Source organism: Erythrobacter sp. (assembly GCF_035194505.1).
GTDB lineage: Bacteria > Pseudomonadota > Alphaproteobacteria > Sphingomonadales > Sphingomonadaceae > Erythrobacter.
Window position 1 is genome coordinate 2,958,639 of the sequence record NZ_CP136573.1, and the last position, 25,553, is coordinate 2,984,191.

22 protein-coding genes and 1 tRNA gene are annotated in these 25,553 nt (G+C 65.7%); 9 read left to right on the forward strand and 14 right to left on the reverse strand.

Going from position 1 to position 25,553, the window contains the following annotated elements; genetic code table 11:
* Positions 1 to 3: 3 nt before the first annotated feature.
* Genes glgA through glgX form a run of 3 tightly spaced genes read left to right on the forward strand, consistent with a single transcriptional unit; the run spans position 4 to position 4,870 of the window.
* Entirely contained in the window at positions 4 to 1,461 is a 1,458-nt protein-coding gene (gene glgA, locus RSE14_RS14220; protein ID WP_324074756.1) for a glycogen synthase GlgA, read from the forward strand.
* Positions 1,458 to 3,092, forward strand: coding sequence for an alpha-D-glucose phosphate-specific phosphoglucomutase (locus tag RSE14_RS14225; RefSeq protein WP_324074758.1), 1,635 nt, complete (start codon positions 1,458 to 1,460; stop codon positions 3,090 to 3,092). Before glgA ends, RSE14_RS14225 begins: the two co-directional genes overlap by 4 nt.
* A complete protein-coding gene (glgX, locus tag RSE14_RS14230) occupies positions 3,089 to 4,870 on the forward strand; it encodes a glycogen debranching protein GlgX (protein ID WP_324074760.1) in 1,782 nt (593 codons plus the stop codon). The genes RSE14_RS14225 and glgX overlap by 4 nt, the downstream gene beginning before the upstream one ends.
* A 12-nt stretch (positions 4,871 to 4,882) precedes the next feature.
* On the opposite strand, the gene RSE14_RS14235 is transcribed toward glgX, so the two are convergent.
* The 4 genes from RSE14_RS14235 to RSE14_RS14250 form a co-directional block, all read right to left on the reverse strand.
* Positions 4,883 to 6,472: a tetratricopeptide repeat-containing sulfotransferase family protein gene (locus RSE14_RS14235; protein WP_324074762.1), complete on the reverse strand. Its 1,590-nt coding sequence runs from the start codon at positions 6,470 to 6,472 to the stop codon at positions 4,883 to 4,885.
* A gap of 12 nt (positions 6,473 to 6,484) precedes the next feature.
* The gene (locus RSE14_RS14240) at positions 6,485 to 7,270 is read right to left on the reverse strand and encodes a hypothetical protein (protein ID WP_324074765.1); all 786 of its coding nucleotides are present in this window, start codon (positions 7,268 to 7,270) and stop codon (positions 6,485 to 6,487) included.
* An 88-nt stretch (positions 7,271 to 7,358) separates the two neighbouring features.
* Entirely contained in the window at positions 7,359 to 10,526 is a 3,168-nt protein-coding gene (locus RSE14_RS14245; RefSeq protein ID WP_324074766.1) for a TonB-dependent receptor domain-containing protein, read from the reverse strand.
* A 235-nt stretch (positions 10,527 to 10,761) separates the two neighbouring features.
* Positions 10,762 to 10,837: transfer RNA gene (locus RSE14_RS14250), tRNA-Val, on the reverse strand.
* Positions 10,838 to 10,920: 83 nt separating this feature from the next.
* Here RSE14_RS14250 and RSE14_RS14255 point away from each other — a divergent pair.
* Positions 10,921 to 11,907, forward strand: coding sequence for an asparaginase (locus RSE14_RS14255; RefSeq protein ID WP_324074768.1), 987 nt, complete (start codon positions 10,921 to 10,923; stop codon positions 11,905 to 11,907).
* A 16-nt stretch (positions 11,908 to 11,923) separates the two neighbouring features.
* The gene (locus tag RSE14_RS14260) at positions 11,924 to 12,448 is read left to right on the forward strand and encodes a hypothetical protein (protein WP_324074770.1); all 525 of its coding nucleotides are present in this window, start codon (positions 11,924 to 11,926) and stop codon (positions 12,446 to 12,448) included.
* 60 nt (positions 12,449 to 12,508) lie between these two features.
* Here RSE14_RS14260 and RSE14_RS14265 read toward each other — a convergent pair whose 3' ends face one another.
* Genes RSE14_RS14265 through fmt form a run of 3 tightly spaced genes read right to left on the reverse strand, consistent with a single transcriptional unit; the run spans position 12,509 to position 15,284 of the window.
* Complete coding sequence (locus RSE14_RS14265) at positions 12,509 to 13,624, reverse strand: zinc-binding dehydrogenase (RefSeq protein WP_324074772.1); 1,116 nt, start codon at positions 13,622 to 13,624, stop codon at positions 12,509 to 12,511.
* Positions 13,621 to 14,382: a tRNA pseudouridine(38-40) synthase TruA gene (gene truA, locus RSE14_RS14270; protein WP_324074774.1), complete on the reverse strand. Its 762-nt coding sequence runs from the start codon at positions 14,380 to 14,382 to the stop codon at positions 13,621 to 13,623. Before truA ends, RSE14_RS14265 begins: the two co-directional genes overlap by 4 nt.
* Complete coding sequence (gene fmt / locus RSE14_RS14275) at positions 14,379 to 15,284, reverse strand: methionyl-tRNA formyltransferase (protein ID WP_324074776.1); 906 nt, start codon at positions 15,282 to 15,284, stop codon at positions 14,379 to 14,381. Before fmt ends, truA begins: the two co-directional genes overlap by 4 nt.
* A 53-nt stretch (positions 15,285 to 15,337) precedes the next feature.
* Here fmt and recR point away from each other — a divergent pair, with 53 nt between their 5' ends.
* The 3 genes from recR to RSE14_RS14290 all read left to right on the forward strand — a co-directional run bounded on the left by recR (position 15,338) and on the right by RSE14_RS14290 (position 18,192).
* Positions 15,338 to 15,934, forward strand: coding sequence for a recombination mediator RecR (gene recR / locus RSE14_RS14280; protein WP_324074777.1), 597 nt, complete (start codon positions 15,338 to 15,340; stop codon positions 15,932 to 15,934).
* 44 nt (positions 15,935 to 15,978) lie between these two features.
* Positions 15,979 to 16,554 (forward strand): peptide deformylase, encoded by a 576-nt coding sequence (locus tag RSE14_RS14285; protein ID WP_324074778.1) that lies wholly within the window; start codon positions 15,979 to 15,981, stop codon positions 16,552 to 16,554.
* A gap of 210 nt (positions 16,555 to 16,764) precedes the next feature.
* Positions 16,765 to 18,192, forward strand: coding sequence for a DNA recombination protein RmuC (locus RSE14_RS14290; RefSeq protein WP_324074779.1), 1,428 nt, complete (start codon positions 16,765 to 16,767; stop codon positions 18,190 to 18,192).
* Here the strand turns inward: RSE14_RS14290 and RSE14_RS14295 are convergent, their stop codons facing one another.
* The 7 genes from RSE14_RS14295 to RSE14_RS14325 form a co-directional block, all read right to left on the reverse strand.
* The gene (locus tag RSE14_RS14295; protein WP_324074781.1) at positions 18,193 to 18,993 is read right to left on the reverse strand and encodes a TrmH family RNA methyltransferase; all 801 of its coding nucleotides are present in this window, start codon (positions 18,991 to 18,993) and stop codon (positions 18,193 to 18,195) included.
* 29 nt (positions 18,994 to 19,022) lie between these two features.
* Positions 19,023 to 19,301: an HPr family phosphocarrier protein gene (locus RSE14_RS14300; RefSeq protein ID WP_324074782.1), complete on the reverse strand. Its 279-nt coding sequence runs from the start codon at positions 19,299 to 19,301 to the stop codon at positions 19,023 to 19,025.
* Between the two features lie 12 nt (positions 19,302 to 19,313).
* The gene (locus RSE14_RS14305; RefSeq protein ID WP_324074783.1) at positions 19,314 to 19,739 is read right to left on the reverse strand and encodes a PTS sugar transporter subunit IIA; all 426 of its coding nucleotides are present in this window, start codon (positions 19,737 to 19,739) and stop codon (positions 19,314 to 19,316) included.
* A gap of 91 nt (positions 19,740 to 19,830) precedes the next feature.
* A complete protein-coding gene (gene rapZ, locus RSE14_RS14310) occupies positions 19,831 to 20,751 on the reverse strand; it encodes an RNase adapter RapZ (RefSeq protein ID WP_324074785.1) in 921 nt (306 codons plus the stop codon).
* A gap of 5 nt (positions 20,752 to 20,756) precedes the next feature.
* Positions 20,757 to 21,227, reverse strand: coding sequence for an HPr kinase/phosphorylase (locus RSE14_RS14315; RefSeq protein ID WP_324074786.1), 471 nt, complete (start codon positions 21,225 to 21,227; stop codon positions 20,757 to 20,759).
* A 2-nt stretch (positions 21,228 to 21,229) separates the two neighbouring features.
* Positions 21,230 to 22,789 carry a sensor histidine kinase gene (locus RSE14_RS14320; RefSeq protein ID WP_324074787.1) on the reverse strand — a complete coding sequence of 520 codons (1,560 nt, stop codon included), beginning with the start codon at positions 22,787 to 22,789 and terminating at the stop codon, positions 21,230 to 21,232.
* Complete coding sequence (locus RSE14_RS14325) at positions 22,782 to 23,492, reverse strand: response regulator transcription factor (RefSeq protein WP_324076934.1); 711 nt, start codon at positions 23,490 to 23,492, stop codon at positions 22,782 to 22,784. The genes RSE14_RS14320 and RSE14_RS14325 overlap by 8 nt, the downstream gene beginning before the upstream one ends.
* 373 nt (positions 23,493 to 23,865) lie before the next feature.
* On the opposite strand from RSE14_RS14325, the gene RSE14_RS14330 reads away from it, so the two are divergent.
* Complete coding sequence (locus RSE14_RS14330) at positions 23,866 to 25,479, forward strand: phosphoenolpyruvate carboxykinase (RefSeq protein ID WP_324074789.1); 1,614 nt, start codon at positions 23,866 to 23,868, stop codon at positions 25,477 to 25,479.
* The last annotated feature ends 74 nt before the right edge of the window (positions 25,480 to 25,553 follow it).

The window sequence follows — 25,553 nt, forward strand, 5'->3', positions numbered from 1 at the left end:
GGCATGGGCCTGAAAGTCCTCTCGGTCGCGTCCGAGGCTGCCCCGCTGATCAAAACCGGGGGGCTGGCTGATGTGGCGGGTGCGCTGCCGGGCGCGCTCGCTGCCCACGGCGTGGACGTGACGACCCTCGTCCCCGGCTATCCGGCTGTGCTGGCGAAGATCGGGAAGGCCAAGGCCGTGCACAAGTGGGATGCGCTGCTCGGCTCGCCTGCGCGGCTGCTGGCCGCCAAGCTGGGGGAACATGCGCTGCTGGTGCTTGATGCGCCGGCGCTCTTCAATCGCGAGGGCGGGCCCTATGGCGATGCGAGCGGGCGCGACTGGGACGATAACTGGCGCCGCTTTGCCGCCTTTGCCCGCGCGGCTGCCGATATTGCGGGCGGAGCAGTGAAGGGGCGCGGCTTCGATCTGGCGCACGTCCATGACTGGCAGGCGGGCCTGGTGCCGGCCTATCTGCGCCTCGCGCCGCCGACGGGCGGGTGTGCTGTGCCGAGCGTCATCACCATCCACAACATGGCGTTTCAGGGCTACTATCCGGCCGACATTTTCGCGCATCTCGGCCTTCCCGCGTCAGCGTGGACAGTGGACGGGGTCGAAAGCTACGGCGGGGTCGGCTTTCTCAAGGCCGGGATGCAGTTTGCCGATGCGATCACCACCGTCAGCCCGACCTATGCGGGCGAGATCCGCTCACACGAGTTCGGCATGGGGCTCGAAGGGTTGGTGCTGGCCCGATCCAATCGCGTCCACGGCATCCTGAACGGGATCGACACGCGGGAATGGAATCCGGCGAGCGATCCGCATCTGGCGGCCCATTTCACCGCTGCCAGGCGGGCGGGTCGCAGCAAGAACAAGCGCGCGATCGAACAGGCCTTCGGGCTTGAAAGGGGTGATGGCCCGCTGTTCATCGTCGTCAGCCGCCTGACCTGGCAGAAGGGCATGGACGTGCTCGCCGAGGTGCTTGACCATCTCGTCGGGATCGGCGGGCGGCTGGCGCTGCTGGGGGCGGGCGATGGCGAGATCGAGGCGCGCTTCCGCGCTGCTGCCGCACGCCATCCGGCCCGCATCGGCGTGCGGATCGGCTATGACGAGGGCCTCTCGCACCTGATGCAGGGCGGGGGCGATGCGATCCTGATCCCGAGCCGCTTCGAACCCTGCGGCCTGACCCAGCTTTATGGCCTTGCGTATGCTTGCGTGCCGGTGGTGTCGCGCACCGGCGGGCTGGCTGATACGGTGATCGACGCCAATCCGGCGGCGCTGGCAGCAGGCGTTGCCACGGGCATCCAGATGAACGCCGTCAATGACAGCGCTCTGGCCATGGCGATCAGCCGTGCCTGCGCGCTCTATCACCGCCCGGCGGAATGGAAACGGCTCCAGACCAACGGGATGAAGGCCGACTTTTCGTGGGACGCCAGCGGTGCGGCCTATGCTGCGCTCTACCGCCAATTGCTTGAGGAACAGGGATGATTACCACTTTCGCCACCACGCCCTTCGACGGGCAGAAGCCGGGCACATCGGGCCTGCGCAAGAAGGTGCGGGTGTTCCAGCAGCCGGGCTATGCCGAAAACTTCATCCAGTCGGTGTTTGACGTGGCCGAGCGCCCCGCCGGATCGACACTGGTGATCGGTGGCGACGGGCGTTTTCATAACCGCACCGTAATCGCGCGGGCGATCCGCATGGCCGCCGCAAACGGCTATGCCCGCGTGCTGGTGGGCAGGGGCGGCATCCTTTCGACCCCGGCAGCGAGCCATGTGATCCGCACATATGGCGCGAGTGGCGGGCTGATCCTTTCGGCCAGCCACAACCCCGGCGGGCCGGAGGAAGACTTCGGCATCAAGTACAACATCGCCAATGGTGGCCCAGCGCCCGAGGCCGTGACCGATGCGATCTACGCCCGCACGCAGACGATCGACCGCTGGCTGATGGTAGAAGGCGGCGTGGAGGTCGATCTCGATCAGGTGGGCACCTCGCGGGTTGGCGACATGGCGGTCGAGGTGATCGATTCCGTCGAAGACTATGCCGATCTGATGGAGGAATTGTTCGATTTCGCCGCGATCCGGGCAGCCGTGGCCGACGGTGTACTGACCATGGCCTTCGATGCGATGCACGCGGTGACCGGGCCCTATGCACGGGACATCCTCGAAGGCAGGCTCGGATTTCCGGCAGGGACCGTTCGGGGCGGCGAACCGCTGGAGGATTTCGGCGGGCATCATCCCGATCCCAATCTCGTCCATGCAGCAGAGCTTTACAGTCTGATGATGGCGCCCGACGCTCCGACCATCGGCGCGGCATCTGACGGGGACGGGGATCGCAATCTCATCATCGGGAAGGGCGTGTTCATCACGCCGTCGGATTCGCTGGCGATGCTGGCGGCCAACGCCCACCTCACGCCCGCCTATTCTGGCGGGCTCAAGGGCATTGCCCGGTCGATGCCGACCAGCACTGCGGCAGACAAGGTGGCCGAAGTACTCGGCATTCCCCTGTGGGAGACGCCGACGGGCTGGAAGTTCTTCGGCACGCTGCTTGATGCCGGACGTGCGACGATCTGCGGCGAGGAAAGCGCGGGCACCGGCAGCGATCACGTGCGCGAGAAGGACGGGCTGTGGGCGGTGCTGCTGTGGCTCAACATCCTCGCCGTGACAGGCAAGCCGGTGCTGCAGATTGCTGCGGAGCATTGGGCGCGGTTCGGACGCAATTACTACGCGCGCCACGATTACGAGGCGATCGAGAGCGCGAAAGCGAACGCGCTGATGACAGAGCTGGAGGCCTCGCTTGCGGGCCTGACCGGGCAAAGCTTCGGCCCGCTGACAGTCGCGGCGGCGGATCAGTTCGCTTATACCGATCCTGTCGATGGCTCGGTGAGCAACAAGCAGGGCGTCCGGGTGATGTTCGCCTGCGGTTCGCGGATCGTCTTCCGCCTGTCCGGCACGGGCACCGAGGGCGCGACCTTGCGGGTCTATCTCGAACGCTACGAGGCAGCGGACGGCGTGCTCGATGCCGAGACCCCGGCAATGCTGGCCGATCTGATCGCTGCCGCCGAGGCTATTGCGGGTATCGCTGCGCATACGGGTCGCACCGCGCCTGATGTGGTGACGTGACACCAGGGCTCGGTGCGCAGCTTGCGGGCGGCATCACCCGCTTCGCTGTGCGCGCCCCGCTGGCCGAGGCGCTTGACCTGTGCCTGTTTGACGGGGCGGCCGAAACCCGTCGGCCGATGACCCGCGTCGGCGAGACCTGGGTGGCCGAGGTGCCGGGCGATTTGTCCGGCTCATCTTACGGCTACCGAGCCCATGGCACCTATGATCCCGCGCAGGGCCTGTGGTTCGATCCCGCCAAGCTGCTGGTCGATCCTCGCGCGCTGGAGCTTGATCGCCGCTTCGTCCAGCATCCCCGCCTTGGCGTGTTCGGCGAGGACACCGCCGATCTTGTCCCGCGCGCCGTTGTTTCCGGACCGCTGGCAGAAGTCGTCCATCAGTCGCCCCGGTTTGCGCGCGGCGGGCTGATCTACGAGCTTAATGTCGCAGGCTTCACCGCGCTCCACCCGGATGTGCCGCCAGCGATCCGCGGCACGGTCGCCGCGCTGGCGCATCCTGCGATCATCGCGCACCTCAGGAAGCTGCACGTGAGCGCGGTCGAACTGATGCCGGTCATCGCCTGGATCGACGAGCGGCACCTGCCGCCGCTGGGGCTGGCGAACCACTGGGGCTATAATCCGGTCGCTCCGATGGCGCTCGATCCCGGCCTGTGTCCGGGGGGCGTGGCCGAGCTGCGCGAGACGGTGGCGGCGCTGCACGAAGACGGGATCGGCGTGATCCTCGATCTCGTCTTCAATCATACCGGCGAGAGCGATGTGCACGGCGGCACGCTGTGCCTGCGCGGGCTGGATCCGGCTGCCTATGCCACAGCGCCCGACGGCAGGCTGATCAATGATACGGGTTGCGGCAACACGCTCGATTTCGCCAATCCGGCGGTGCGGCGGCTGATGATCGACAGCCTTGTGCATTTTGTGCGGCATTGCGGGATCGACGGCTTCCGCTTCGACCTCGCCCCGGTGCTGGCACGCGGACCGGGCTTCGATCCTCAGGCCCCGATCTTCGCCGAGCTCGCCGCCGAGCCCCGATTGGCTGACCGCGTGATGATTGCCGAGCCTTGGGACATCGGGCCTGGCGGCTACCAGCTCGGGCGCTTTCCGGCGAACTGGCTCGAATGGAATGATCGCTACCGCGATGATGTGCGCAGGTTCTGGAAGGGCGAGGCGACCGTCGGCAACGTCGCCACCAGGATCGCGGGGTCATCCGATGTGTTCGGCCAAGACTGCCGCAGCGTCAATTTCCTCGCCGCGCATGACGGATTCACCCTCGCCGATACGGTCGCCTATGCAGACCGCCACAATCACGCCAATGGCGAGGACAACCGCGACGGCCATGGCGAGAACCATTCGTGGAATTGCGGCACCGAGGGGCCGAGCGATGATCCCTTGGTGATCGCCCGCCGCGCCGCCGATGCCCGCGCGCTGCTTGGGACTCTGTTCGCCTCGACCGGCACGATCATGCTTACCGCAGGCGACGAGTTCGGGCGCAGCCAGCAAGGCAACAACAACGCCTACTGCCAGAATATGCCGATCGACTGGGAGCGGTGCGATGCTGCGCTGGAAGACCATGTCGCAGGGCTCGCCGCAGCCCGCACCGCGCGGCTGGCAGAATACACCCGCTTCCCTGAAAACGGCCGCTGGCTCTCGCTCGAAGGTGCGCCGATGGCCGACTGGCAATGGCAGGATCCGGCCACGCAAGGCTTCATCCATGAAGACCCGCCAGCGCGGGGCGGCGGGCGGCTGCGCGTCGACCGCGGCGCACGCGCGGTATCTTTGCGCGGCTGAGACGGCGGGCGATCAGCCCTCGGCCAGATCGCCCAGCACGCGGCGCAGCGGACCCAGCCACTGCGCATAGGGCCGCCACACCTCCATCCCGTCGCGATTGACCGGGCGGCGTACCTGTTCGCTGCTCGGCGTGCGCACCACGCGGTCGAGCTTGTGGAACGAGCTGATCGCATCGTCCCATTCGAGCCCGAGATACTGGAGCGCGGGCCGCAAGGTCGCCTCCGTATCCTCCACCAGTGCGCTGTAGCTGATATGGTGGATCATGCCCGGCGCGGCGCCATCGAAATGGGCCATCAGCCGCACATAATCGACATAGGACTGTCCGATATCCTCCAGCGCGAAGGACGAAGCGTGGGCCGCCGTGAAGGACTGCGAGAAGTTCGAAAAGCAGCAGTCCATCGGCGGGCGGCGGATGTCGATGAAGCGCGCTTGCGGAAGAATCCGCTTGATGAACAGGATATTGCTCCAGTTCTGCGGCAGCTTGTCGATGAAAAACGGGCGGTTGGTCTTGCGGTGCAGCCGGGCGCGGGCAAGATAGTCCTGCCCCAGCATCGCGGCCTGTTCGTCCGAAAGCGCGGCGATCGCCTGCGGCACCGACAGCTTGGCGCGCCGCGCGGTGATTTCCATGAACGAGCGCAGGATCGCCGGGATATAGGGCAACTCGCCCACCGGTTCGATGTCCGAATGGCTGCCCAGCATCTGCTCGAGCAAGGTCGAGCCCGAGCGCGGCAGGCAGATGATGAAGACCGGCTGATCGCTGCCAAGCGGACGCGCGTTGAGTGCCTGCATGAAGGCCGGTGTGGCGAGCCGTTCGACCTCGGCCACTTCCTCGGTCAGTGTGCGCCGGTCATAGGCGATGGCTTCAGCGCGGATGCGGTTGCCTTCCGAGTAGTGGTGGAAGGCTGCGGCAAAGTCCTTGCGATCATGGAACGCCCGGCCGAGCGCAAAGTGCAGCGGGGCGATGTTGCGCTCGTCCACCGCGATGGCGAGTGCGGCTTGCATGACGGGGATGTCCTCGTCGGTCAGCACCTTGCGCTTGATCCCGGCCAGGCCCCACCATGCCTCGCCATAGCCGTCGTCGATGGCAATGACGCGGCGATAGGCGGCAATCGCGCCCTCCACATCGCCCGCAGCGCGCAGGGCATAGCCGTAGTTGAGCCAGCTGCCGATCGTGTCGGGCGTCTGCTCGACCAGCTGCCGGTGCAGCGCAAGCGCTTCCTCGCTGCGGCCCATGCGGTCGAGCAGGTTCGCGCGCAGGCCGCGCAGCTGCAGATCGCCGCCCTCGTTGATCAACCGGCTGGCAAAGGCTTCGGCGACCTGCAGGCGTTCCTGCTGGCTGTAGACCGAGGCGAGCGTGCGCTTCAATTCGGCACTGTCCTCGCCCAGGGTCAGGGCCTTGCGCAGGAAATGTTCTGCCTGGCCCAGCGCGCCGGTTTCGGCGGCGATGAAACCCAGCTGGGCAAGTCCGCGCGGTTCATCGGGATGTTCCCTCAAGTGCGCGATCAGCAGCTGCGCCGCGCTGTCGCTTTCGCCGCGTTCGCGCAGCCGGATCGCTTCGGAAAGGCGCGGGAAGATCCGGGTGGAGACGGTGTTGGTGTTCATCGTGCCGCCAGCCTAGACATAGCCGAGCACGGACCGAAGTCCGGGCGCTTGGTAATCCACGAGCGCCTTGTGGCGGGGCCCGAGTTCTTTGGGCAGATCGAGCGCAATCCCGGTGAGGTTTTCGCGCGCGGTGCCGCTTTGCGCCGGATCACTGCCGATCCTGACGCGTTCGCGCCAGTCAGCAGGCATAGCGATGCCGCAAGCGTCCAGCAGGCCTGCGAAGAAGGTCTCGGCCTCAGGCGTGTCGAGCGCCTTCACGGCGGCGACCAGGTCTTCGAGCTTCAGCATGTGCGCCCGAGCGCCCAGCCATGCCACCGCGTTCAATTCGTAGATATCGTTCAAGGAGGGCAGCTTGGCGGGCAGGCCGAAGATCATCATCGTCAGCAGTTCGTCGGCGGTGATCTGGCCGTGCTTCAGGTGCTCGACATTGCCGGAGAACTGGTCGGACAGCAGGAACCGTGCGCGGGCGATCACCCAGTCATAGGGGTCGCGATAAAGGATGATGCGGCGCGCGTGCGAAGTCTCGACGACCGAGGCATCGGCGAAGAACAGGTGGCCCCAGCTGAGGCGCGGGCTTGCCGGATCGAAGGCGTGGCGGTGCTGCGGCAGGTTGCCCCACTGGATGAAGTCGGCCGCATATTGTTGGTCAACCGGCACGAACATCCGCAGGATGTTGCGCATGAGGTGGCTGCCGCTCTTGGGCACGGAATTGAGAAAGACGGGGGTTTGCAAGGGCGTCTGCGCGAAGCGGGCATTTTCCGCATCCAGCGTGTCTGCACGAACGAAAATCTCTGGCATCGCGAAAAACAGGCCTCCCGCAGGCGCTTATGACAGAAGAGGCGGCATGTTGCCATGCCGCCTCTTCCTCGTGTCAGTCGTGGGTTGATCAGAACTTCGCGGAGAAATTCACGAAGGCCCGGCGTCCCACGAAGTCATATTGCGAGGCGGCGGCCACCGGGCCCAGCGTGGAGATGTTGCCGCCATTCAGCACCGAAACCCGCGGCGGACGGGTGTCGAACAGGTTCGACACGCCCGCCGTGATGGTGAAGCGGCCATCTGAGATTTCCTTCGAGACCGACATGTTGTGGTAGAAGGTCGCAGGGACATCCAGATCGGGGCAGTAGACCCCGTAGATCGGCAGATCGTCAGCCGTGTTAGCCGTGCCCTGGTTGTTGAAGGAACGCAGGCAGCCTCCAGCTGTCGGCCTCCCGCGGTCGAACAGCTCCCGGGAGCTTGCCGAACCAATCACGTTCATCCCGTAGAACAGGCTGAAGCCCGAGGGATGCGCCCAGTTGGCGCGAAAATCGCCAACCCACTTGGGCGAGCCGACAAAGCCGTTTTCGTTCAGCACAGGCGAGGTCGGAAGCAGCTGGGAATCATCCGTGATCTGCCAGGTCATGTCCGCCGTGAGCGACACGGTACCGAGCGAACCCAGATCCTGACCGATGCGGACCGACAGGTCGATACCCGAATTCTGCTGGCTCGACACGTTGATGAACGAATCGCGCACCGTGGCAATCTGGAACGGGGCCGAGACGTTCTGGCCGCGGGTGAACAGATTGCACAGCGGTTCGGTCGCGAAGGCGATCGAGTCATAGCAACCGGCCAGGATCGTTCCCGCCCCGAGCTGCGAGATCTCGCCCTCGACCTTGATGTCGAAATAGTCGACCGCGATGCTGATGTCGGTATCCGGAAGGAACGGCACGCTCGGCGTCAGGATCGTGCCGACGACCAGTGCTTCCGAGGTTTCGGATTCGAGGATGCCGAGACCGCCCGACGAGATGATCGTCGCGCTGATGCCGCCGCCGCCATAGGTGGCGGGGATGCCGTCAGCTGCGCAGTTGTTTGCGCGGGTCTGCGAGATCGCCCCGGCCGCCAGGTTTGCACCCCACGCGACGCAAGGATCGATCCGGTTTTGCGGGACGAAGCTGGTTTCGTCAGCCAGGAACTGTTCGAACAATGCCGGTGCGCGGTAGGACGTGCCGAAGCTGCCGCGGAAGCGCAGCCAGTCGGTCACCGTCCAGTTAAGGCCCAGCTTGTAGGTCCAGTTACCATTGTCGCTGTTGTCCACGCCATCGGAGGCGCGGGTAGCCTTGACGTTGGTGACGCGCGCGGCGGCCGAGATGTTCAGCTCTTCGATGAAGGGCTTGTCGGCCAGCACGGGCATGTTGAGTTCGGCAAAGGCTTCAGAAGTGATGCTCTTGCCGGCCGTGATGCCGCTTGCTGATGCGCCCCAGGCGTTGGCCGCAAGGGTGATGGCACCAGGCGTGTCATTGATCTTGTCTTCACGGATCGAGGCACCGAAAGCCACGGCGAGCGGGCCGCCGGGGAGCTTAAACAGCTCGCCCGAGACGATCGCTTCGGCGGTCTTCTGGGTGTAGAGTGTGCGGCCTTCTTCCCAATCGGTCAGGAAGTTCGCCTGCTCGTTGGTCAGTTCTCCACGCAGGAAGAACGGATCGGCCCAGGGCAGATCGATACAGCGACGGCCCGAAATCGGGGTCGTGGTGCCGACGCAGGACGCGGTCTGGAAATAGCCGGTGTCGTAGACGTCCTGCAGAATCTGTTGACTGCGATAGCGGCCGATGCTGCGGCTGTACTGGGTGTGGACATCATAGCTCCAGTTACCCTTGGAACTGATGTCGCCGCGGATGCCAGCAACGCCGCGATAGTAATCGACCTTCTGGCTGTTGTCCGACAGATCGGTGATGCCGGTCGGGCTCAGCAGGTTGACGCCGGTGAAGCCCTGCGCCCACGACGTGCCGAAGCCGCCCGTGCCGTAGAGATCGCCAGTGTAACCGAAGTTCCAGAACTGACGCCAGCCGTTCTGGTAGGTCTTGCGGCGGTTGAACAGGAATTCGCCGAACACCTCGACCGCGCTCGAAATCTCGAAGGCGCCCTCAGCATAGGCCGTGTAGAGGTCGGTTTCCGGGATGATCGTCTGCTGTTCCACGAAGGGGTGGTAGGCGTTCTGCACCGCCATCGAGGCGGCGTTGTAGCCAGTCGGGAACCAGCCAGCGGGCGCACCGAAGTCGCCCGCGAAGGCCGGGGCACCGAACGCCGGAATGCCGAGCGCGCCTGCGCCCGGGCCCGAGGGATATTGGAACTGCAGCAGGTTGACCGCGCCCGGCGTGGTCTGGATCCCGGTGTTGGGGCCGCCCGGGCCATCAAGCCGCAGGTTGTCGATCAGGTTGTAGGTCCACATGTGGCCCCAGCGCAGGTCTTCGCAGTGCGGCTGGCCGGTGCGCGGATCGATCAGGTCAGCGCGAGCCCCGTTCTGATCGAAGATGTAGGCTTCAGGGCACGCCAGATAGGCGCGATCACCGCGCGCCAGTTCCTCGGTCTTGGTGTAGTCGCCCGCGATCAGGATGTGGCCGCGATCGAAGACCTTGCCCCAGGCAGCGCTGATCCGGTAGTTTTCGCCGCCGGGATCGAACGGCAGCGAGGTGTTGAGATCGAGCGTGAGGCCGTCGAGCTTGTTCTTGGTGAAGATGTTCACCACGCCCGCGACCGCGTCCGAACCATAGACCGACGAGGCACCGGTCTTGAGGATCTGGATGTCGGTGACGATCGACAGCGGCAGCACGTTCAGGTCGAAGGACGACACGCCGCCACGGGTACCGGCGGGCCCTGCACGGCGGCCGTTCAGCAACACCAGCGTGCGGTTGGCGCCGAGACCGCGAAGGTCGATGGTCTGTGCGCCCGGGCCACCATTGGTGACGAAGTTGGACGAAAGCGCCGCGGTCACCTGGGTCGAACCGGCAGCGATCGAGGAGCCCTGCAGGGTGCTCGCGAGATCGGTGCGGCCTTCCTTCTTGGCGACTTCCGGATCGAGCACGGCGATCGGATCGGGGCTGTTGAAAGGCGTGACCGACTTGATGCGCGAACCGGTGACGATCACCGAGCCTTCAGGCTGGTCCGCGGGCGTTTCTGCGGTGGCGGGTTCGTCGGTGGCGGCGTCCTGCGCCAGAGCCGGATGCGACGAAACAATAGCGCCGAGCGCGACGCTGACCATCAGGCCAACGCGATTGGTGCGCGTGATCAGAGACGATTTCATAAAAAGCCTTTTCCCCTCGTTGAAGGGGGCACTTTGGCGAAAAGGACGCAATATTCCAAGCTAAAGAAACTTGCAGATAGGGTGTGGACGTATCTGGACGACAAAATGTGTCAAAATTGTCACGCAGATCGAGGGCGCCGTGCTGCTCGTGCAGACGCCCCGTTCGCGCGCGGCACAGTAGCGCGCTGCACAAGGCCTGGATTTGCCGGACAAGCCACAGGCCGATTGTGCGACATGGTGGGCGGTAACGGGCTCGAACCGCTGACCCTCTCGGTGTAAACGAGATGCTCTACCAACTGAGCTAACCGCCCCATGGCGTGGCCGCGTTCTCTAGCGTGGCTCTGCGCAAATGCAACTCTGGTGCTGGGGCACGCGGAGCGTTAGGGCCGTTGGCATGAATTCACCGCGCATCCTCGTTCTCGGCACCGGCGGCACGATTGCCGGGGCGGGCAGCAATGCCACCGGCGCAGCCTACCGTCCGGGCGGACTGGCGCTGGAGGTGCTGGTGGGGCACCTTGCTGCGCTTGGCCTCGATGCAGACCTTGTCTCGCAGGAGATCGCGCGGATCGGATCGCAGGACATCGGCTTTGCCGAATGGCAGGCGCTCCATGCGGCCTGCACCGCCGCGCTGGCTGATCCTGCGATTGGCGGGATCATCATCACCCATGGCACGGATACGGCGGAGGAGACCGGCTTCCTGCTCGACCTCACCTTGCCCACGACCAAGCCCATCGTGCTGGTGGGCGCGATGCGCGCGGCGGATGCGGTGGGCGCAGACGGGATGCGCAACTTCGCCAATGCGGTCAAAGTGGCCAGCGATCCGGCAGCAAGCGGCCGCGGGGTGATGCTGGTGATGGGCGACGCGGTGCTCGCGGTGAGGGATGCCCGCAAGGCCGCGACCTCGGCGATCGATGCCTTCCGCAGCTTCCCGCGCGGGCCCTTGGCGCGGGTCACCCCCGCCAGCCTCGACTGGTTCGGCCCGCCGCACCGCGCATGCGAGGGCGCGCGCTATGCCTTCCCTCAGGAGTTGCCGCGCGTCGCGATCCTCACCGCTGGCGCGGGGATGGACGAACAGCCGGTCAAGGCGCTGCTCGGCATCGGGTGCAAGGGCGTAGTGCTCGCAGGCATGGGGCAGGGCAACGCCCCCGCAAGCGTCATCGCCGCGCTGGCCGACGCGGCTGCAAGCGGCGTGCCGGTGGTGCGCTCCACCCGCGTCGATGAAGGGCTGGTCGACCGCAATGTCGAGGTGGAGGACGACGCGCTCGGCCTGGTCGCCGCCCGCGCGCTCGGCCCGGCCAAGGCGCGGGTGCTGCTGATGGTCCTGATTGCGAACGGGGTGACGGATGCGGGCGCCGTGCAGACGGCGTTTGACGGAGGGTGAGGGGTGCGCAGCAGACTTGCGGCTTCGCAAGGAGCAGGTTAACGTTCTGGCTGCATTACTTTATTTGGTTGACATGGAGTGCTTCGTGCAGCGTTTCGGCCGTATCTCCACCCTTTGCGCAGCTTTGGCCTTGCTCACTGCGCAGGCCCCTGCTCCTGCAGACAGCAACGACGGTGGCGGAGCGGATTTCTGCATGCGTTTCGGCAGGAATATCGGCCTCGATGAAACCAAGTTCGCTGATGGCAAGGCCGGCTGGTCGGCCAATGCATTGAACTTCGGGCAACGGTTTTTCGTGGGAGGCACGGCGGCAACCACGCTTGCGGCAGAGCCTGCTGATCCGGCCACCATCGAGGACTACAAGCAGGCAGACAGCATGTGCGCCGTCGAAGGCAAAGGCGCTGTTTGCCGCCTTGCCGGGCCGGTCAATTTCAGGTTCGGGTGGAAGGGCAACACCTCGGTCACGCCCGTCAATCCCGGCGAGAAGGCCACAGTGCGGGTCGAGGGAACGAAGGCGTTCTGCACGCCCGGCGCCGCGGGATAGCGCGGCCCAGTCCAAGGCAGGTCCTGCCCCCTCTCCGAAGAGAGGGGGAGGTAAAACCCCTCACCCCCAGGGCGTGACGAGATATTTTTCGCCGGTCTTCATCTGGCGGTAGTCGGTGATTGCGGGCTTCTCCAGCATCCCTTCCAGCGTCACCTTCGCCTTGTAATGGCTGGCGAAAGTGGTGGTGAGGTTCGCCTGCACGCGGGCGCGCATCCGGCCTGCGGTCTCGAACCCGGCGCGCTGGAGGAAGGGGGTCAGCAGCCAGCCCGCAACGCACCATTGCAGGCCATAGGAAGCGGTCAGAATGGTCGGGTTCTGAAGATCGAGCCGGCCGTAGATATACATTTTCTTCTGCTGGTTCGAGCCATAGCGCGAGAACTCGCTCATCTGGGTGACCGCGACCTGCTCCATCGCCTTCAGAACGCCGTCCGAGGCCTGCCCGCCGCCGATCGGATCGAAGCCCAAGAACGCGCCGGTCTCAGCAATCGCGGCACGCAGGTCGGCCATGTAGCTGGGGGCGGAGCTATCGACCACATGGGTCGCGCCCTGCGCCTTGAGCATCGCGACGTGCTCGGGCTTGCGGACGATGTTGACCAGCTTCATCCCGTCCTCGATGCAGATGCGGTTGAGCATCTGGCCGAGGTTGGAGGCGGCGGCCAAGTGGATGATCGCCGAATGGCCTTCCATCTTCGCGGTCTCGACAAAGCCCAGCGCAGTCATCGGGTTCACGAAGCTGGAGGCGCCAACTTCCGATGAATGCTCGCCGAGCGGCAGGCACATGAAGGCGTCAGCGATGGCATATTGGCTGAAGGCATGGCCCGGCACGCAGGCGACGCGCTGACCGATGAGAGCCTGCGCCATGTCGCTCTCGCCCGCAGCGATCACCGTGCCAGCGCCTTCATTGCCCGCCGGAAGCCGCTGGCCGTGGCGAGCCTTGTTGCCGGTGAGGAACGGCTCGGGCATGGTCGCGACGACCTTCCCGGGGGTGTATTCGGCGGTCTCGAAATCGGCTGCCGAGGTGAGGATCGCGAGGTCCGAGGGGTTGATCGGCGCGGCTTCCATCTTGACCAGCACCTGATTGCCCTTGGGCGCGGGGAACTGGCTTTCCGCCACCTCCAGCGTCAGCTTGCCGTCGTCGGTCAGGGTGGTGAAGAGCTGCTTTCCGGTGGTGGTCATTGTTTATCCTCTCGCGAATCCGGGTAGGTTGCCTCGACGAAGTAGAGCCCATGCGGCGGCGCGTTAAGCCCCAAAGCACCGCGATCCCGTGCCGCCAGCGCTTCGGCCATCCGGCCCTCGGGCCATGTGCCCGCGCCCACGAGCTTCAGGCACCCCACCATCGAGCGCACTTGATGATGCAGGAAAGAACGCGCGGCTGCGTGAATGTGGATTTCCTCGCCGACCTTTTCGACCCGCAGCTCGTCCAGCGACTTCACCGGATCGGCCGCCTGACAATGGACCGAGCGGAAGGTGGTGAAGTCATGCCGCCCCACCAGCGCCTGCGCCGCGCGGTGCATGGCCTCGGCGTCGAGCGGCTGGGCGACGTGCCACGCCCGGTCGCGCTGCAAGGTCAGCGGTGCGCGGCGATTGATGATGCGGTAGAGATAGCGCCGCCCGGTGCAGGAAAAGCGCGCGTGCCAGTCATCTGGCACCACCTCGCAATGCGTCACAGCGACCGGATCGGGGCGCAGCTGCGCGTTCAATGCTGCCATCAGCCGGAACGGATCGAAGGGCTTTTCGATATCGACATGACTGCGCATCGCCAGCGCATGCACGCCTGCATCGGTGCGCCCGGCAGAGTGCATGACGACGCTCTCGCCCGTGATCCGTTGCAGCGCGTCTTCAACCGATTGCTGCACGCTCGGCCCGTGAGACTGGCGTTGCAGCCCGAAGAACGGCGTGCCGTCGAATTCCAAGGTGAGGGCGAAGCGGGTCAAGCGAGTGTCGTCCCCGCTTTGACCGCCCGCCCGCGCAGGAATTCGCTGCGCTCCATTGCGGGCTTGCCGGCGCGCTGGAGCCTCAGCGGCCGGATCGCGCCATGCCCGCAGGCGATGGTGAAGTCATCGTCAAGTACGCTGCCGGGTGCTCCCGAACCCTCGACCATCTCGGCCAGCAACAGCTTCACGCGTTCCCCTTCCAGTTCGAACCATGCACCGGGGAAGGGCGCGAGGCCGCGGACAAGGCGCTCGATGACAGCGGCGTCTTGCGACCAGTCGATCTTGCCTTCCGCCTTGTCGATCTTGGGGGCGTAGATCGCCGCTGCATCGTCCTGCACCTGCGGCGGGAAGGCGGAGAGGTCGGCGAGCACCGCCACCATCGCCGCAGCGCCCACCGCGCCCAGTTCAACAAACAGCTCGCCCGTCGTCTTGCGGTGGACCGGCACGGCGACCTTGTGCAGCATCGGCCCCGTATCGAGCCCCGCTTCCATCTGCATGATGGTGACGCCCGTCTCCGTGTCGCCCGCCATCACCGCACGGTGGATCGGTGCCGCCCCGCGCCAGCGCGGCAGCAGCGAGGCGTGGATATTGAGGCAGCCGCGTGCGGGCGCATCGAGCACGGCTTGCGGCAGGATCAACCCGTAGGCAGCGACCACCGCGATATCGGCGCCCAAGGCCGCGAATTCCGCCTGCGCCTGCGGGTTCCGTAAGGACACAGGCGAGCGGACCGGCACGCCAAGACGCTCTGCCTCCACCTGCACGGGCGACGGCATCAGCTTCTTCCCCCGCCCCGCAGGACGCGGCGGCTGGGTGTAGACGCAGGCGATCTCATGCCCGGCATCATGCAGCGCGGTCAGCGCCGGCACCGCGAATTCGGGCGTTCCCATGAAGATGATGCGCATAAGCTTTGCCCGGAGCCTTTGTGAAGCGAGCCGCAGCCCCTATCTCCCCCTCCATGGCATCGCAAGAGATCGAGGCACTGAGTTCCGCGCTGGCCCGCCTGCCGGGCCTCGGACCGCGCTCGGCGCGGCGGGCTGTGCTGTGGCTCGTGAAGCACCGCGAGAGCGCGCTGCCCGCGCTGCTCGAAGCGCTTGCGGCGGTCTCCGAAACGCTGGTCGAATGCCATGTCTGCGGCAATGTCGACACCTCCGACCCTTGCGGCATCTGCGCCGATCCGCGCCGCGATGCGCGCTCGCTGTGCGTGGTCGAGGAAGTCTCGGATGTCTGGGCGCTCGACCGCGCGCGTCTCTTCCCGGGGCGCTATCATGTGCTCGGCGGCAGGCTTTCCGCGCTCGACGGTATCGGTCCGGAGGATCTCAATATCGCCGCCTTGCTTGGCCGGGTCGAGGGTGGAGAAATCGACGAGGTGGTGCTCGCCATGAATGCGACGCTCGAAGGCCAGACCACCGCGCATTACCTTGCTGAAAGGCTCGAGGCCTTTCCGCTGCGTGTGACCCAGTTGGCCCACGGCCTGCCGGTCGGCGGCGAGCTCGACTATCTTGACGAGGGCACGCTCGCCCAGGCCCTGCGCGCAAGGCGGCCGGTGGGGTGACGCAGTGCGTTGAATAAATCGCGCGCCTCGCTTACATGGCGCCCATGGCTATCCGCGAAATCCTTGAAGTGCCGGACTCCCGGCTGAAGACCATCTCGACCCCGGTTGAACCGCATGAGTTCAACGACGAGCTGCGTACGCTCGTCGAAGACATGTTCGAGACGATGTATGATGCCCCCGGCATCGGCCTTGCCGCGATTCAGGTTGGTGTGCCCAAGCGCGTGCTGGTGATCGATCTCCAGCCCGACGATCCGGATGCCGAGCCGGTCGAGTGCACCGCGCACGGCGGCCACAAGCACACGCACCCCGCCACCAAGAAGGAACCGCGGGTTTTCATCAATCCCGTCATTCTCGATCCGGCGGCAGAGCTTTCGACCTATCAGGAGGGCTGCCTCTCGGTCCCCGAGATTTACGCCGATGTCGATCGCCCGGCGACCTGCCGCGTGCGCTATCAGGATCTTGACGGCAACACCCACGAGGAAGCGCTCGACGGGCTGATGGCGACCTGCCTGCAGCACGAGATGGACCACCTTGAAGGCATCCTCTTCATCGATCACCTCTCGCGCCTGAAGCGCGCGATGGTGCTGAAGAAGCTAGAGAAGATCCGCCGCGCAGCGTAGCTTTTTGCGAGGGCGCCTCCGCGCCTTCGTCGTCGGGGCTGTTCTTTCGCTTCGCTACAGGCCCCTGCGGCTCGCGCGCGTGCGCTCGCGGCCCTTTGGGCCGAAATCAGCGCCTTATCGTCTCCCCGGGCTTGACCCGGGGCCTCGCTTTCTTGGGATATCGCGCCTCGGCCACTAGCGTTCCCTATTCGTTCCGTGTAGGATAGTTGCATGGACCCCGCGATTCTCTCGATTCTCGCTCTCGTTGCCGGTCTTGCGATCGGCTGGTTCCTTGGCGCGCGCCCGCTGGCGGATTTGCGCGCGCGGCTGGTGGCGGCTGAGGCTGCCGGGGCCGAGCGGGAGGCGGAATTCAAGCGCGCCGTGGCCGAACTAGGCGAGGCGCGGATCGAAGTCGCGGCCTTGGGCGAACGTGCCGCGCGTGCCGATGGTCTTGCCGAACAGCTCGATGCGGCGCGCGAGGAAAATGCACGCTTCCGTGCCGAGCGGGCCGCGTTTGATGAACAGAAGCGCCTGCTTGAGGAATCGCGCTCCAATCTCCTCAAAGAGTTCGAGAACACCGGTGCAGCTGTGCTCGGCCGCGCGCAGGAAGCCTTTTTGAAGCGCGCCGAGGAACGCCTCGGCCATTCCGAAAAGGCGAGCGAGGAGAAGCTGAAGGCGCTGCTCGCTCCGGTTGGGGATCGGCTGAAAAGTTACGAAGAACAGGTCAAGGCGCTCGAGGAAAAGCGCGTCGATGCCTTCGGGCAGCTCGCGGGCGTTATCGAGGAAATGCGTAAAGGCCAGGACGAGGTGAAGCGCGAGGCGCAGCGGCTCGGCAATTCGCTCACCAATGCACCCAAGGCGCGCGGGCGCTGGGGGGAGCGGGCCTTGCAAAACCTGCTCGAACAGTGCGGGCTTGCCCAGCACACCGACTTCATCATGGAGCATTCGGTCGACACCGAGGACGGGCGGCAGCGGCCCGATGCGATCATCAATGTTCCGGGCCAGAAGAAGCTGGTGGTCGATTCCAAGGTGTCGTTGAACGCCTACCAGGCCGCCTTCGAGGCCGATGACGAAGCCGAACGCAAGCGGCACCTCGATCTCCACGCCAAGTCGATGCGCGGCCATGTCCAAACTCTGGGCGCGAAGAGCTACCAGAGCCAGTTTGAGGAAGCCCCCGATTATGTGATCATGTTCGTCCCCGGCGAACACTTCGTCACGGCCGCGCTGGAGGCCGACCCCGAGCTCTGGGATTTCGCCTTCGAGCGGCGCGTCTTGCTGGCAACGCCGACCAATCTTGTCGCCATCGCGCGCACCGTCGCGCAGGTGTGGCGGCAGGACGGGCTGGCGAAAGAGGCGCAGGAAATCGGCCGGATGGGCGCGGAACTCTATGACCGTTTGCGCGTGGCGAGCGAACATCTGAAGCGCGTCGGCGGCGGGCTTGAGAGCGCGGTCAACAACTACAACAAGTTTGTCGGCAGCTTTGAGCGCAATGTCCTCACCTCCGGGCGGCGGCTGGCAGACAAGGGCATCGAGATCGGCAAGCAGGCGATCGAGGATGTCCCGCTGGTCGAAAGCGCGCCGCGCTACAATGCGGCCGATGGAGATGCGGTCGAGGCCGAGTATCCTGCGCTCGAAGATCGCAAGGATGCGGCCGAGTAATCAGCCTCCGGTCGCGGCCAGCACTTCGTAAGCCAGCACCGCGCCCGCCACAGCAGCATTGAGCGAATCCGCGCGGCCTTTCATCGGCATGGTGACGCGCAGATCGCAGGCGATCTCGTAACCTTCAGGGAGGCCCTGCGATTCGTTGCCGACCAGAATGAAGCACGGCGCCTGATAGGCCGCACTGCGATAGGGCACTGCATCGCGCAGGGAGGCAGCGACCAGCTGGCCTGTTCCGCTCCGTAGCCACGGCAGGAACTCTTCCCAACGCGCCTGCGCAACAGGCACGGTGAACACCGCCCCCATGCTGGCGCGAACGGCCTCGGCGCTGAAGGGATCGGCGCAGTCGTCGATCAGGATCAGGCCTCCTGCGCCAACCGCATCGCCGGTTCGCAACATGGTGCCGAGATTGCCCGGGTCTCTGAGCGCCTGCGCCACCAGCCAGATCGGCGCGGCTGTGCGATCAAGCGCGGCGAGAGAGGTGTCCCATTCGTCGAACACGCCCGCCACGCTCTGGGCGTTTTCCTTGCCGGTGATCTTGGAGAGGATATCGGGCGTGGTGGTGATCACCTCGCCGCCCGCAGCCACCACCTCCGCCTCCAGCCGCGCCAGCAGATCGTGGGAGCTGCGGCCCTCTGCCATCACCAGCATCTGCGGCAGGCGGCCGCAGGCCCGCGCATCCTCGAGCAGGCGCAGCCCCTCGACAAGGAATTGCCCGCTGCGCTTCCTGTGCTTCTTGTCGCGCAGGGACCGCAGGTACTTGACGGTCGGATTGGAAAAGCCGGTGATGTGACGCTGCATGACGAGTGCTGGCTGACGGCGGGGCCGCCTCAGTCCTCGCCGAAGCCGGCTTCGACCAGCGCGGCAAGCTCGGCCAGCACGCCCTCGGCGTTATCGCCCTCGACCAGCAGTTCGATCGTGTCACCCTTGGCTGCGCCCAGCATCATCAGACCGAGGATCGATCCGCCTGCCGCGCTGTTGGGCGCCTTGCTGACGGTGACCTTCACGCCTGCAGGCAAGGCGGCAACCTGTCCCACGAACTTGGCGCTCGCCCGGGCATGCAGGCCCCGGCGATTGACGATGGTAATGGTCTTGCGTGCCTCCCCCACGGCGGCTCCCCTTCAGGCCTCGGCCCTTGCGGGCGGGGCGTCCTGACCCAGCAACTCGCTAGCGATGGTGATGTAATTGCGACCGGCCATTTGCGCGGCGTGGACCGCGCCCGTCACGTCCATTGCCTTGCGTGCGCCGGCAAGGCGGATCAGCATCGGCAGGTTGATCCCCGCGATAACCTCGACATGCCCGGCCTCCAGCAGTGAAATCGCAAGGTTCGAAGGCGTGCCGCCGAACAGATCGGTGAGGATGATGACGCCGCTGCCGGTGTCGACCGTGCCGATCGCCTGCGCGATATCCGCGCGGCGCTGTTCCATGTCATCATTGGGCCCGATGCAGACGGTGACGATACCATCCTGCGGGCCGACGACGTGTTCCATCGCCTCGACGAACTGGTCGGCGAGACGACCGTGAGTAACCAGGATCAAGCCGATCATGCGTGAATTTCGGTCCGTTAATTGCCCGCCGCGGCGCGGCCCTTACGCGTTTCCACCGAGCTGGACAATGCCAGACGTGGCGCTGGCCCTGCTAGCGTCGATCCCGCTCGATCTCGTCCGCTGCGCGCGAACCCAGATTGCGGTGCCGGACAGTGGGCGAAAATCCGGCGGCACGCAAGCTTTCAGCCATGGTTTCGGCTGTGTAGACCGAGCGGTGTCTCCCGCCGGTACAGCCGAAGGCGATGTGGACATAGGGTTTCCCCTGTGCGGCGTAACGCGGGAGCAGCACCAGCAGCAGATCGCGAATCCGCGCGAAGGCATCGGCAAAGGCAGGGTCGCGCCGGATGTGTTCGCCCACGGCCGCGTCCTGTCCGGTCAAATCGCGCAAGGCGGGCACCCAGTGCGGATTGTCGATGAAGCGCATGTCGAACACCAGATCAGCCAGCGGCGGCATCCCCCGTGCAAAGCCGAAGCTCGAGAGCGTCAGCGTCATCGCCGCCGTCTCGCCGGATTCGGGGGCGAAGAGCTGGCGGACATGGGCCTGCAGATCATTGCTGGTCATGGCCGAGGTGTCGATCATGATCTCGGCCCAGCGGCGCAGGGGTTCGAGCAGCTCGCGCTCGGCTGCGATGCCTTCCATCACCGGGCGCCCGGCAGCCATCGGGTGGCGGCGGCGGGTCTCGTTGTAGCGCCGCTCCAGCTCGCTGCCCGCGCAATCGAGGAACACGAAAGTGAGGGCGATATCCTCGCGCGCGGCAAGATCCTTCACTAGCGCGATGATGTCGGCGGGCACAAAGCCGCGGGTGCGCGAATCGAAGCCGATGGCGAGCGGCCCGCGCGCCTCGTCGGGCATGGCGACCAGGCGCTTGAGCAGGCGGACGGGGAAATTGTCCATCGTCTCCCACCCGAGATCCTCGAGCACGGCGAGCGCGGTGGATTTGCCTGCGCCCGAAAGGCCGGTGACCAGCAGCAGCCGTTGGGGCGCGCGGGGATTTTCGGGCGTATCCGTCATGCGCGCTATTCTCGTCCCGAAGCGGCGGAAAGGGAAGGCGTATTTGCCGCCAGTCCATGCAGCGCCAGCGCGGCCTCTGCCCGCTGGGCCGGGGCGATGGTTCCGGGATCGAAGGCGAGCACCGGCACATCCACCCCATCAATCCTGCGGGTGGGCAGAGGCGCAGAAGGCAGGCGCTCGCCCTGCGGTCCGCCCAATTCGAGCAGCAGCGCGACCGGAGCAGACGCAGCCGTTGCCATCCGCATCATGCCCACGCCGCGCACCTCGATCAGCCCGGCGATATTGGGCGGCGGAGAGGCAATAAGGGAATCGCTCGTCCGCTCCAGCGTCACCGCATCATCGCCGATCATCCCGGCGCCGCGATCGATCAGCGCCAGCGCAAGGCTCGACTTGCCGCTGCCCGGCGGCCCGGCGATCAGCAAGGCGCGCCCGCCAATCGCCACTGCGCTGGCTTGCAGGACAAGCGGGCCGGCCACGTTCACGCCGCCGCGGGCAGACGCAGGCGCAGGCACGCGCCGGGTGCGCCATCGGGCCGGCTTTCGGCGGTGAGCGTGCCGTCATGCGCCTCGGCAATGGCACGGCCTATGGCAAGACCGAGCCCCGAGTGATTGCCGAAAGCCTCTTCGTCCGGGCGCACCGAATGGAAGCGCTGGAACACCTTCTCGCGCGATCCCTCGGGAATTCCCGGGCCGTGATCGCACACTGTCAGCGTCACCCACTGGCCGGTTCGGGCAATCTCCACCTCGATCGGGGCATGGGGCGGCGAGAAGGACACGGCATTGTCGAGCAGGTTCTCCACCACCCGCTCCAGCCTTGCGCCGACCCCGCGCACCCGCGGCACACCGCCCGCGATGTTCAAGGCAATCGGACGCCCGCCATTTTCCGCGCGGTCCTCGCGCCCGCCGATGATCGCGCCGACCAGCTTGCCGAGATCGATCGTCTCCAAGATCGCGCGGCTCATTTCGGCATCGATCCGGCTGGCATCGGAGATTTCGGTCACCAGCCGGCTGATCCGGCGCACATCGTGGGTGGCGATCTGGATCAACTCGTTGCGCAGCGCGGGGTCTTCCACCCGGGGCAGGGATTCGATCGCGCTGCGCAAGGATGCGAGCGGGTTCTTGATCTCGTGCGCGACATCGGCGGCAAAGCTGTCGACTGCGTCGATCCGGCCGCGCAGGGCTGTGGTCATGTCCGATACCGCCCGGGCGAGCAGGCCGATCTCGTCGCTGCGCTGGGGCAGGCGCGGCACTTCGACTTCCCGTTCACGTCCTTGCCGCACCCGCACCGCGGCCCGCGCCAGCTGGCGCAGCGGGGTGACGATGGTGCGCGCGAGAAACAGCGAGAGCAGCGCCGAGGCCCCCAGCACCAGCAGCATGGCAAAGCCCAGCGTGGTGCGCGCTGCCCGCACGCTTTCGGTGATATCGACCGCGTTGCGCACGGTCAGCAAAGTCGCCCCCTGCAGGCCCACGGGCGCGGCGGCGGTGATCACCGGGGTGCCGTCGCGCCAGTCGTAGAGACGCACCTGCGACAGGCCCAATTCGCGCGCGCGGGCGAGTTCGGGCCAGGCATCGGCCTGTTTGCCCTCGGGCTCGACATAGTCCTGCACCGCCTCGGCGCTGACGATGGTGTCGACCGTGCGATCGAGCCAGCGCGAAAACCGCTGCTCCCAGTCATCATCATTGATGTCGTTGAAGCGGAACGAGGGATCGGCGAGTTCGAAACTGTCAGCGGCGAGCTTGCCGTTCTTGTCGAACATGCGCAGCCGCATGCGCTGCTCCTTGCCGATCTGCACCAGCAGCGCCTCCTGCCGTTCGCGGGTGGCGCCGGCCAGCGCCTCGGCGGTGATCTGCGCTTCGATCCGGGCAAGCTTGAAGCGTTCGTCGATGAGCTGCGTGCGGTAGCTGTCGAGATAGAACAGCCCGCCGCCCATCACCGCCAGCGGCAGGATGTTGACGGCAAGGATGCGCGCGGTGAGCGCGAAGCGGCCCGTGGCTGTAAGCTGTTCGCCGCTGGCCCCGTTACGCTTCGCGTCAGCCATCGGTGAAGCTGTAGCCCGCGCCATAAAGCGTATCGATCGCGCCGAAGCGGGAATCGACCACGCGGAACTTGCGCCGCATCCGCTTGATGTGGCTGTCGACGGTACGATCATCGACGAAGACATCGTCGGGATAGGCGGCGTCCATCAGCTGGTTGCGGCTCTTGATCACGCCGGGGCGCACCGCGAGCGCTTCGAGGATCAGGAATTCGGTGACGGTGAGACTGACGGGCTGGCCGTCCCAGGTGACGCGGTGGCGCGCCGGATCCATGAACAGTCGCCCGCGGGTGATCGAGGCCTGGGCTGGTTCGGCGGGGGTATCGGCGGGCGCGGCCCCTTCGCGTAGCGGCTCGGCCCGGCGCAGGATCGCGCGGATGCGTGCCACCAGCAGGCGCAGCGAGAAGGGCTTGGCGATGTAGTCGTCCGCCCCCTGTTCAAGGCCCGCTTCCTCGTCGCTTTCATCGTCCTTGCTGGTGAGGAAGATGACAGGCAGCGCGGAATGCTCGCGAAGGCGGCGCAGCAGCTCCATCCCGTCCATCTTGGGCATCTTGATGTCGAACACGGCCAAGTCCGGCGGATTGTCGAGCAGCGCCTTCAGCGCCGTCTCGCCATCGGAATAGAGCCGGGTGGCAAAACCTTCGGCCTGGAGCGCGATCGCAACCGTGGTGAGGATGTTGCGATCATCATCCACCAGCGCGATCTGCATCGCGCGCTCGCCTTCGCCAGCGCCTTCGCCGATCGCCGGCCCGGCCGGATCGGGGGTGCTTTCGGACATGGTGCCTATCCCTCTCGCCGCCGCCGTCGCATAGCCTATGGGGTAGCGCCATTGTGCAGCCGATACAATGTGTCAGCTTGGCCGCATTCCGGCACCATCCACCGCCCGCGCAAAAATGTCAGGGGCCATGCGTTTGACGCAGGCAGCGTCGCGAATTATGGGCGCGGGCCATGGGACGGGTCGTGTTGCGGATCACGCAGCCGCCGCTGTTTGCATACGTATGCGCGAGTGCTAGGGCAGGCCTAGCGGATTCGCCCCATCCATTCGTTTTGCTGCCGTCTTGACTGGCTCAGGAGATACGACCTTGACCTCGCTCGCTACCCCGCTGGCTGCCCAGAACCTCGTTACCCGCGCGACCATCCACGCCAATCTCGGCACCTCGGCGCTGGTCGAACACGCGCTCAAGAAGGGCGAGGGCAAGCTGACCAAGCACGGCGCGCTGCTGGTGGATACCGGCCGCTTCACCGGCCGCAGCGTCAAGGACAAGTATATCGTCCGCGATGCCGGGACCGAGAACACGATCAACTGGGGCCCGATCAACCAGCCCATGAGCGAGGAGCACTTCGCCAACCTCAAGGCCGATTTCCTCAAGGAGCTTGAGGGGCAGGAAGAGCTCTACGTCGCCGATCTGTTCGGCGGCTCGCAGCCCGAATACCGGGTCAACGTTCGCGTCATCAACCAGCTGGCGTGGCACAACCTGTTCATCCGCACCCTGCTTGTGCGCCCGACCGCTGACGAACTCGCCAGCTTCGTGCCCGAATACACCATCATCAACCTGCCGAGCTTCAAGGCGAACCCCGAGCGCCACGGCTGCCGCAGCGACACGGTGATCGCGGTGAGCTTCACCGAAAAGCTGATCCTGATCGGCAACACCGAATATTCGGGCGAGATGAAGAAGGGCGTGTTCGGCCTTCTCAACTATCTCCTGCCTGCACAGGGCGTGATGCCGATGCACTGTTCGGCCAATATCGGCGCCGACGGCAAGAGCGCGATCTTCTTCGGCCTGTCGGGTACCGGCAAGACTACGCTTTCGGCCGATGCCAGCCGCACGCTGATCGGCGATGACGAACATGGCTGGTCGGATACGGCGGTCTTCAACTTCGAAGGCGGCTGCTATGCCAAGATGATCAACCTTTCGGCCGAGGGCGAGCCGGAGATCTACGCCACGACGAAGATGTTCGGCACGATCCTCGAAAATGTCGCGATGGACGAGGACACCCGCGAGCTGGACTTCACCGATTCCTCGAAGACCGAGAACACCCGCGGCGCCTATCCGATCGAATCGATCCCCAACACCTCCGAGAAGAACCTCGGCCCGGCGCCGTCGAATGTGATCATGCTCACCGCCGACGCTTTCGGCGTGCTGCCTCCGATTGCGCGGCTTACCGCAGATCAGGCGATGTACTACTTCCTCAGCGGCTACACCGCCAAGGTCGCCGGCACCGAAATCGGCGTGACCGAGCCCGAAGCTACCTTCAGCACCTGCTTTGGCGCCGCCTTCATGCCGCGCCACCCGTCGGTCTATGGCAACCTCCTGAAGGAGCGGATTGCCAAGGGCGGGGCGCAGTGCTGGCTGGTCAACACCGGCTGGACCGGAGGCAAGTACGGCACCGGCAGCCGCATGCCGATCAAGGCCACCCGCGCGCTGCTCAACGCGGTGCTCGACGGCAAGATGGACGAAGTGGAATTCCGCAAGGACCCCAATTTCGGCTTCGACGTGCCGGTCTTTGTGCCGGCGCTGGCCGAAGCCGGGCTTGATCAGACCATCCTCGATCCGCGCAGCACCTGGGCTGACAAGGCCGAGTATGACGCGACCGCGCAGAAGCTGGTGCAGCTGTTCATCGACAACTTCGCCCAGTTCGAAGCCCATGTCGATGAAGGCGTGCGTCAGGCGGCTCCTGCCCCCGTCGCCGCCTGATCCATCACAAGTTCGGGAGAGGGGCCCCGCCCGGCACAAGCCGGAGCGGGGCCTTGTTCTTTGAAAAGCCGCAA

Excerpts from the sequence above, each read along its gene's own strand:
- glgA (WP_324074756.1), top strand. The coding sequence starts at position 4 with ATGGGCCTGAAAGTCCTCTCGGTCGCGTCCGAGGCTGCCCCGCTGATC.
- RSE14_RS14225 (WP_324074758.1), top strand. The coding sequence starts at position 1,458 with ATGATTACCACTTTCGCCACCACGCCCTTCGACGGGCAGAAGCCGGGC.
- RSE14_RS14235 (WP_324074762.1), bottom strand. The coding sequence starts at position 6,472 with ATGAACACCAACACCGTCTCCACCCGGATCTTCCCGCGCCTTTCCGAA.
- RSE14_RS14240 (WP_324074765.1), bottom strand. The coding sequence starts at position 7,270 with ATGCCAGAGATTTTCGTTCGTGCAGACACGCTGGATGCGGAAAATGCC.
- RSE14_RS14245 (WP_324074766.1), bottom strand. The coding sequence starts at position 10,526 with ATGAAATCGTCTCTGATCACGCGCACCAATCGCGTTGGCCTGATGGTC.
- RSE14_RS14255 (WP_324074768.1), top strand. The coding sequence starts at position 10,921 with ATGAATTCACCGCGCATCCTCGTTCTCGGCACCGGCGGCACGATTGCC.
- RSE14_RS14265 (WP_324074772.1), bottom strand. The coding sequence starts at position 13,624 with ATGACCACCACCGGAAAGCAGCTCTTCACCACCCTGACCGACGACGGC.
- fmt (WP_324074776.1), bottom strand. The coding sequence starts at position 15,284 with ATGCGCATCATCTTCATGGGAACGCCCGAATTCGCGGTGCCGGCGCTG.
- recR (WP_324074777.1), top strand. The coding sequence starts at position 15,338 with ATGGCATCGCAAGAGATCGAGGCACTGAGTTCCGCGCTGGCCCGCCTG.
- RSE14_RS14285 (WP_324074778.1), top strand. The coding sequence starts at position 15,979 with ATGGCTATCCGCGAAATCCTTGAAGTGCCGGACTCCCGGCTGAAGACC.
- RSE14_RS14290 (WP_324074779.1), top strand. The coding sequence starts at position 16,765 with ATGGACCCCGCGATTCTCTCGATTCTCGCTCTCGTTGCCGGTCTTGCG.
- RSE14_RS14295 (WP_324074781.1), bottom strand. The coding sequence starts at position 18,993 with ATGCAGCGTCACATCACCGGCTTTTCCAATCCGACCGTCAAGTACCTG.
- RSE14_RS14305 (WP_324074783.1), bottom strand. The coding sequence starts at position 19,739 with ATGATCGGCTTGATCCTGGTTACTCACGGTCGTCTCGCCGACCAGTTC.
- rapZ (WP_324074785.1), bottom strand. The coding sequence starts at position 20,751 with ATGACGGATACGCCCGAAAATCCCCGCGCGCCCCAACGGCTGCTGCTG.
- RSE14_RS14320 (WP_324074787.1), bottom strand. The coding sequence starts at position 22,789 with ATGGCTGACGCGAAGCGTAACGGGGCCAGCGGCGAACAGCTTACAGCC.
- RSE14_RS14325 (WP_324076934.1), bottom strand. The coding sequence starts at position 23,492 with ATGCAGATCGCGCTGGTGGATGATGATCGCAACATCCTCACCACGGTT.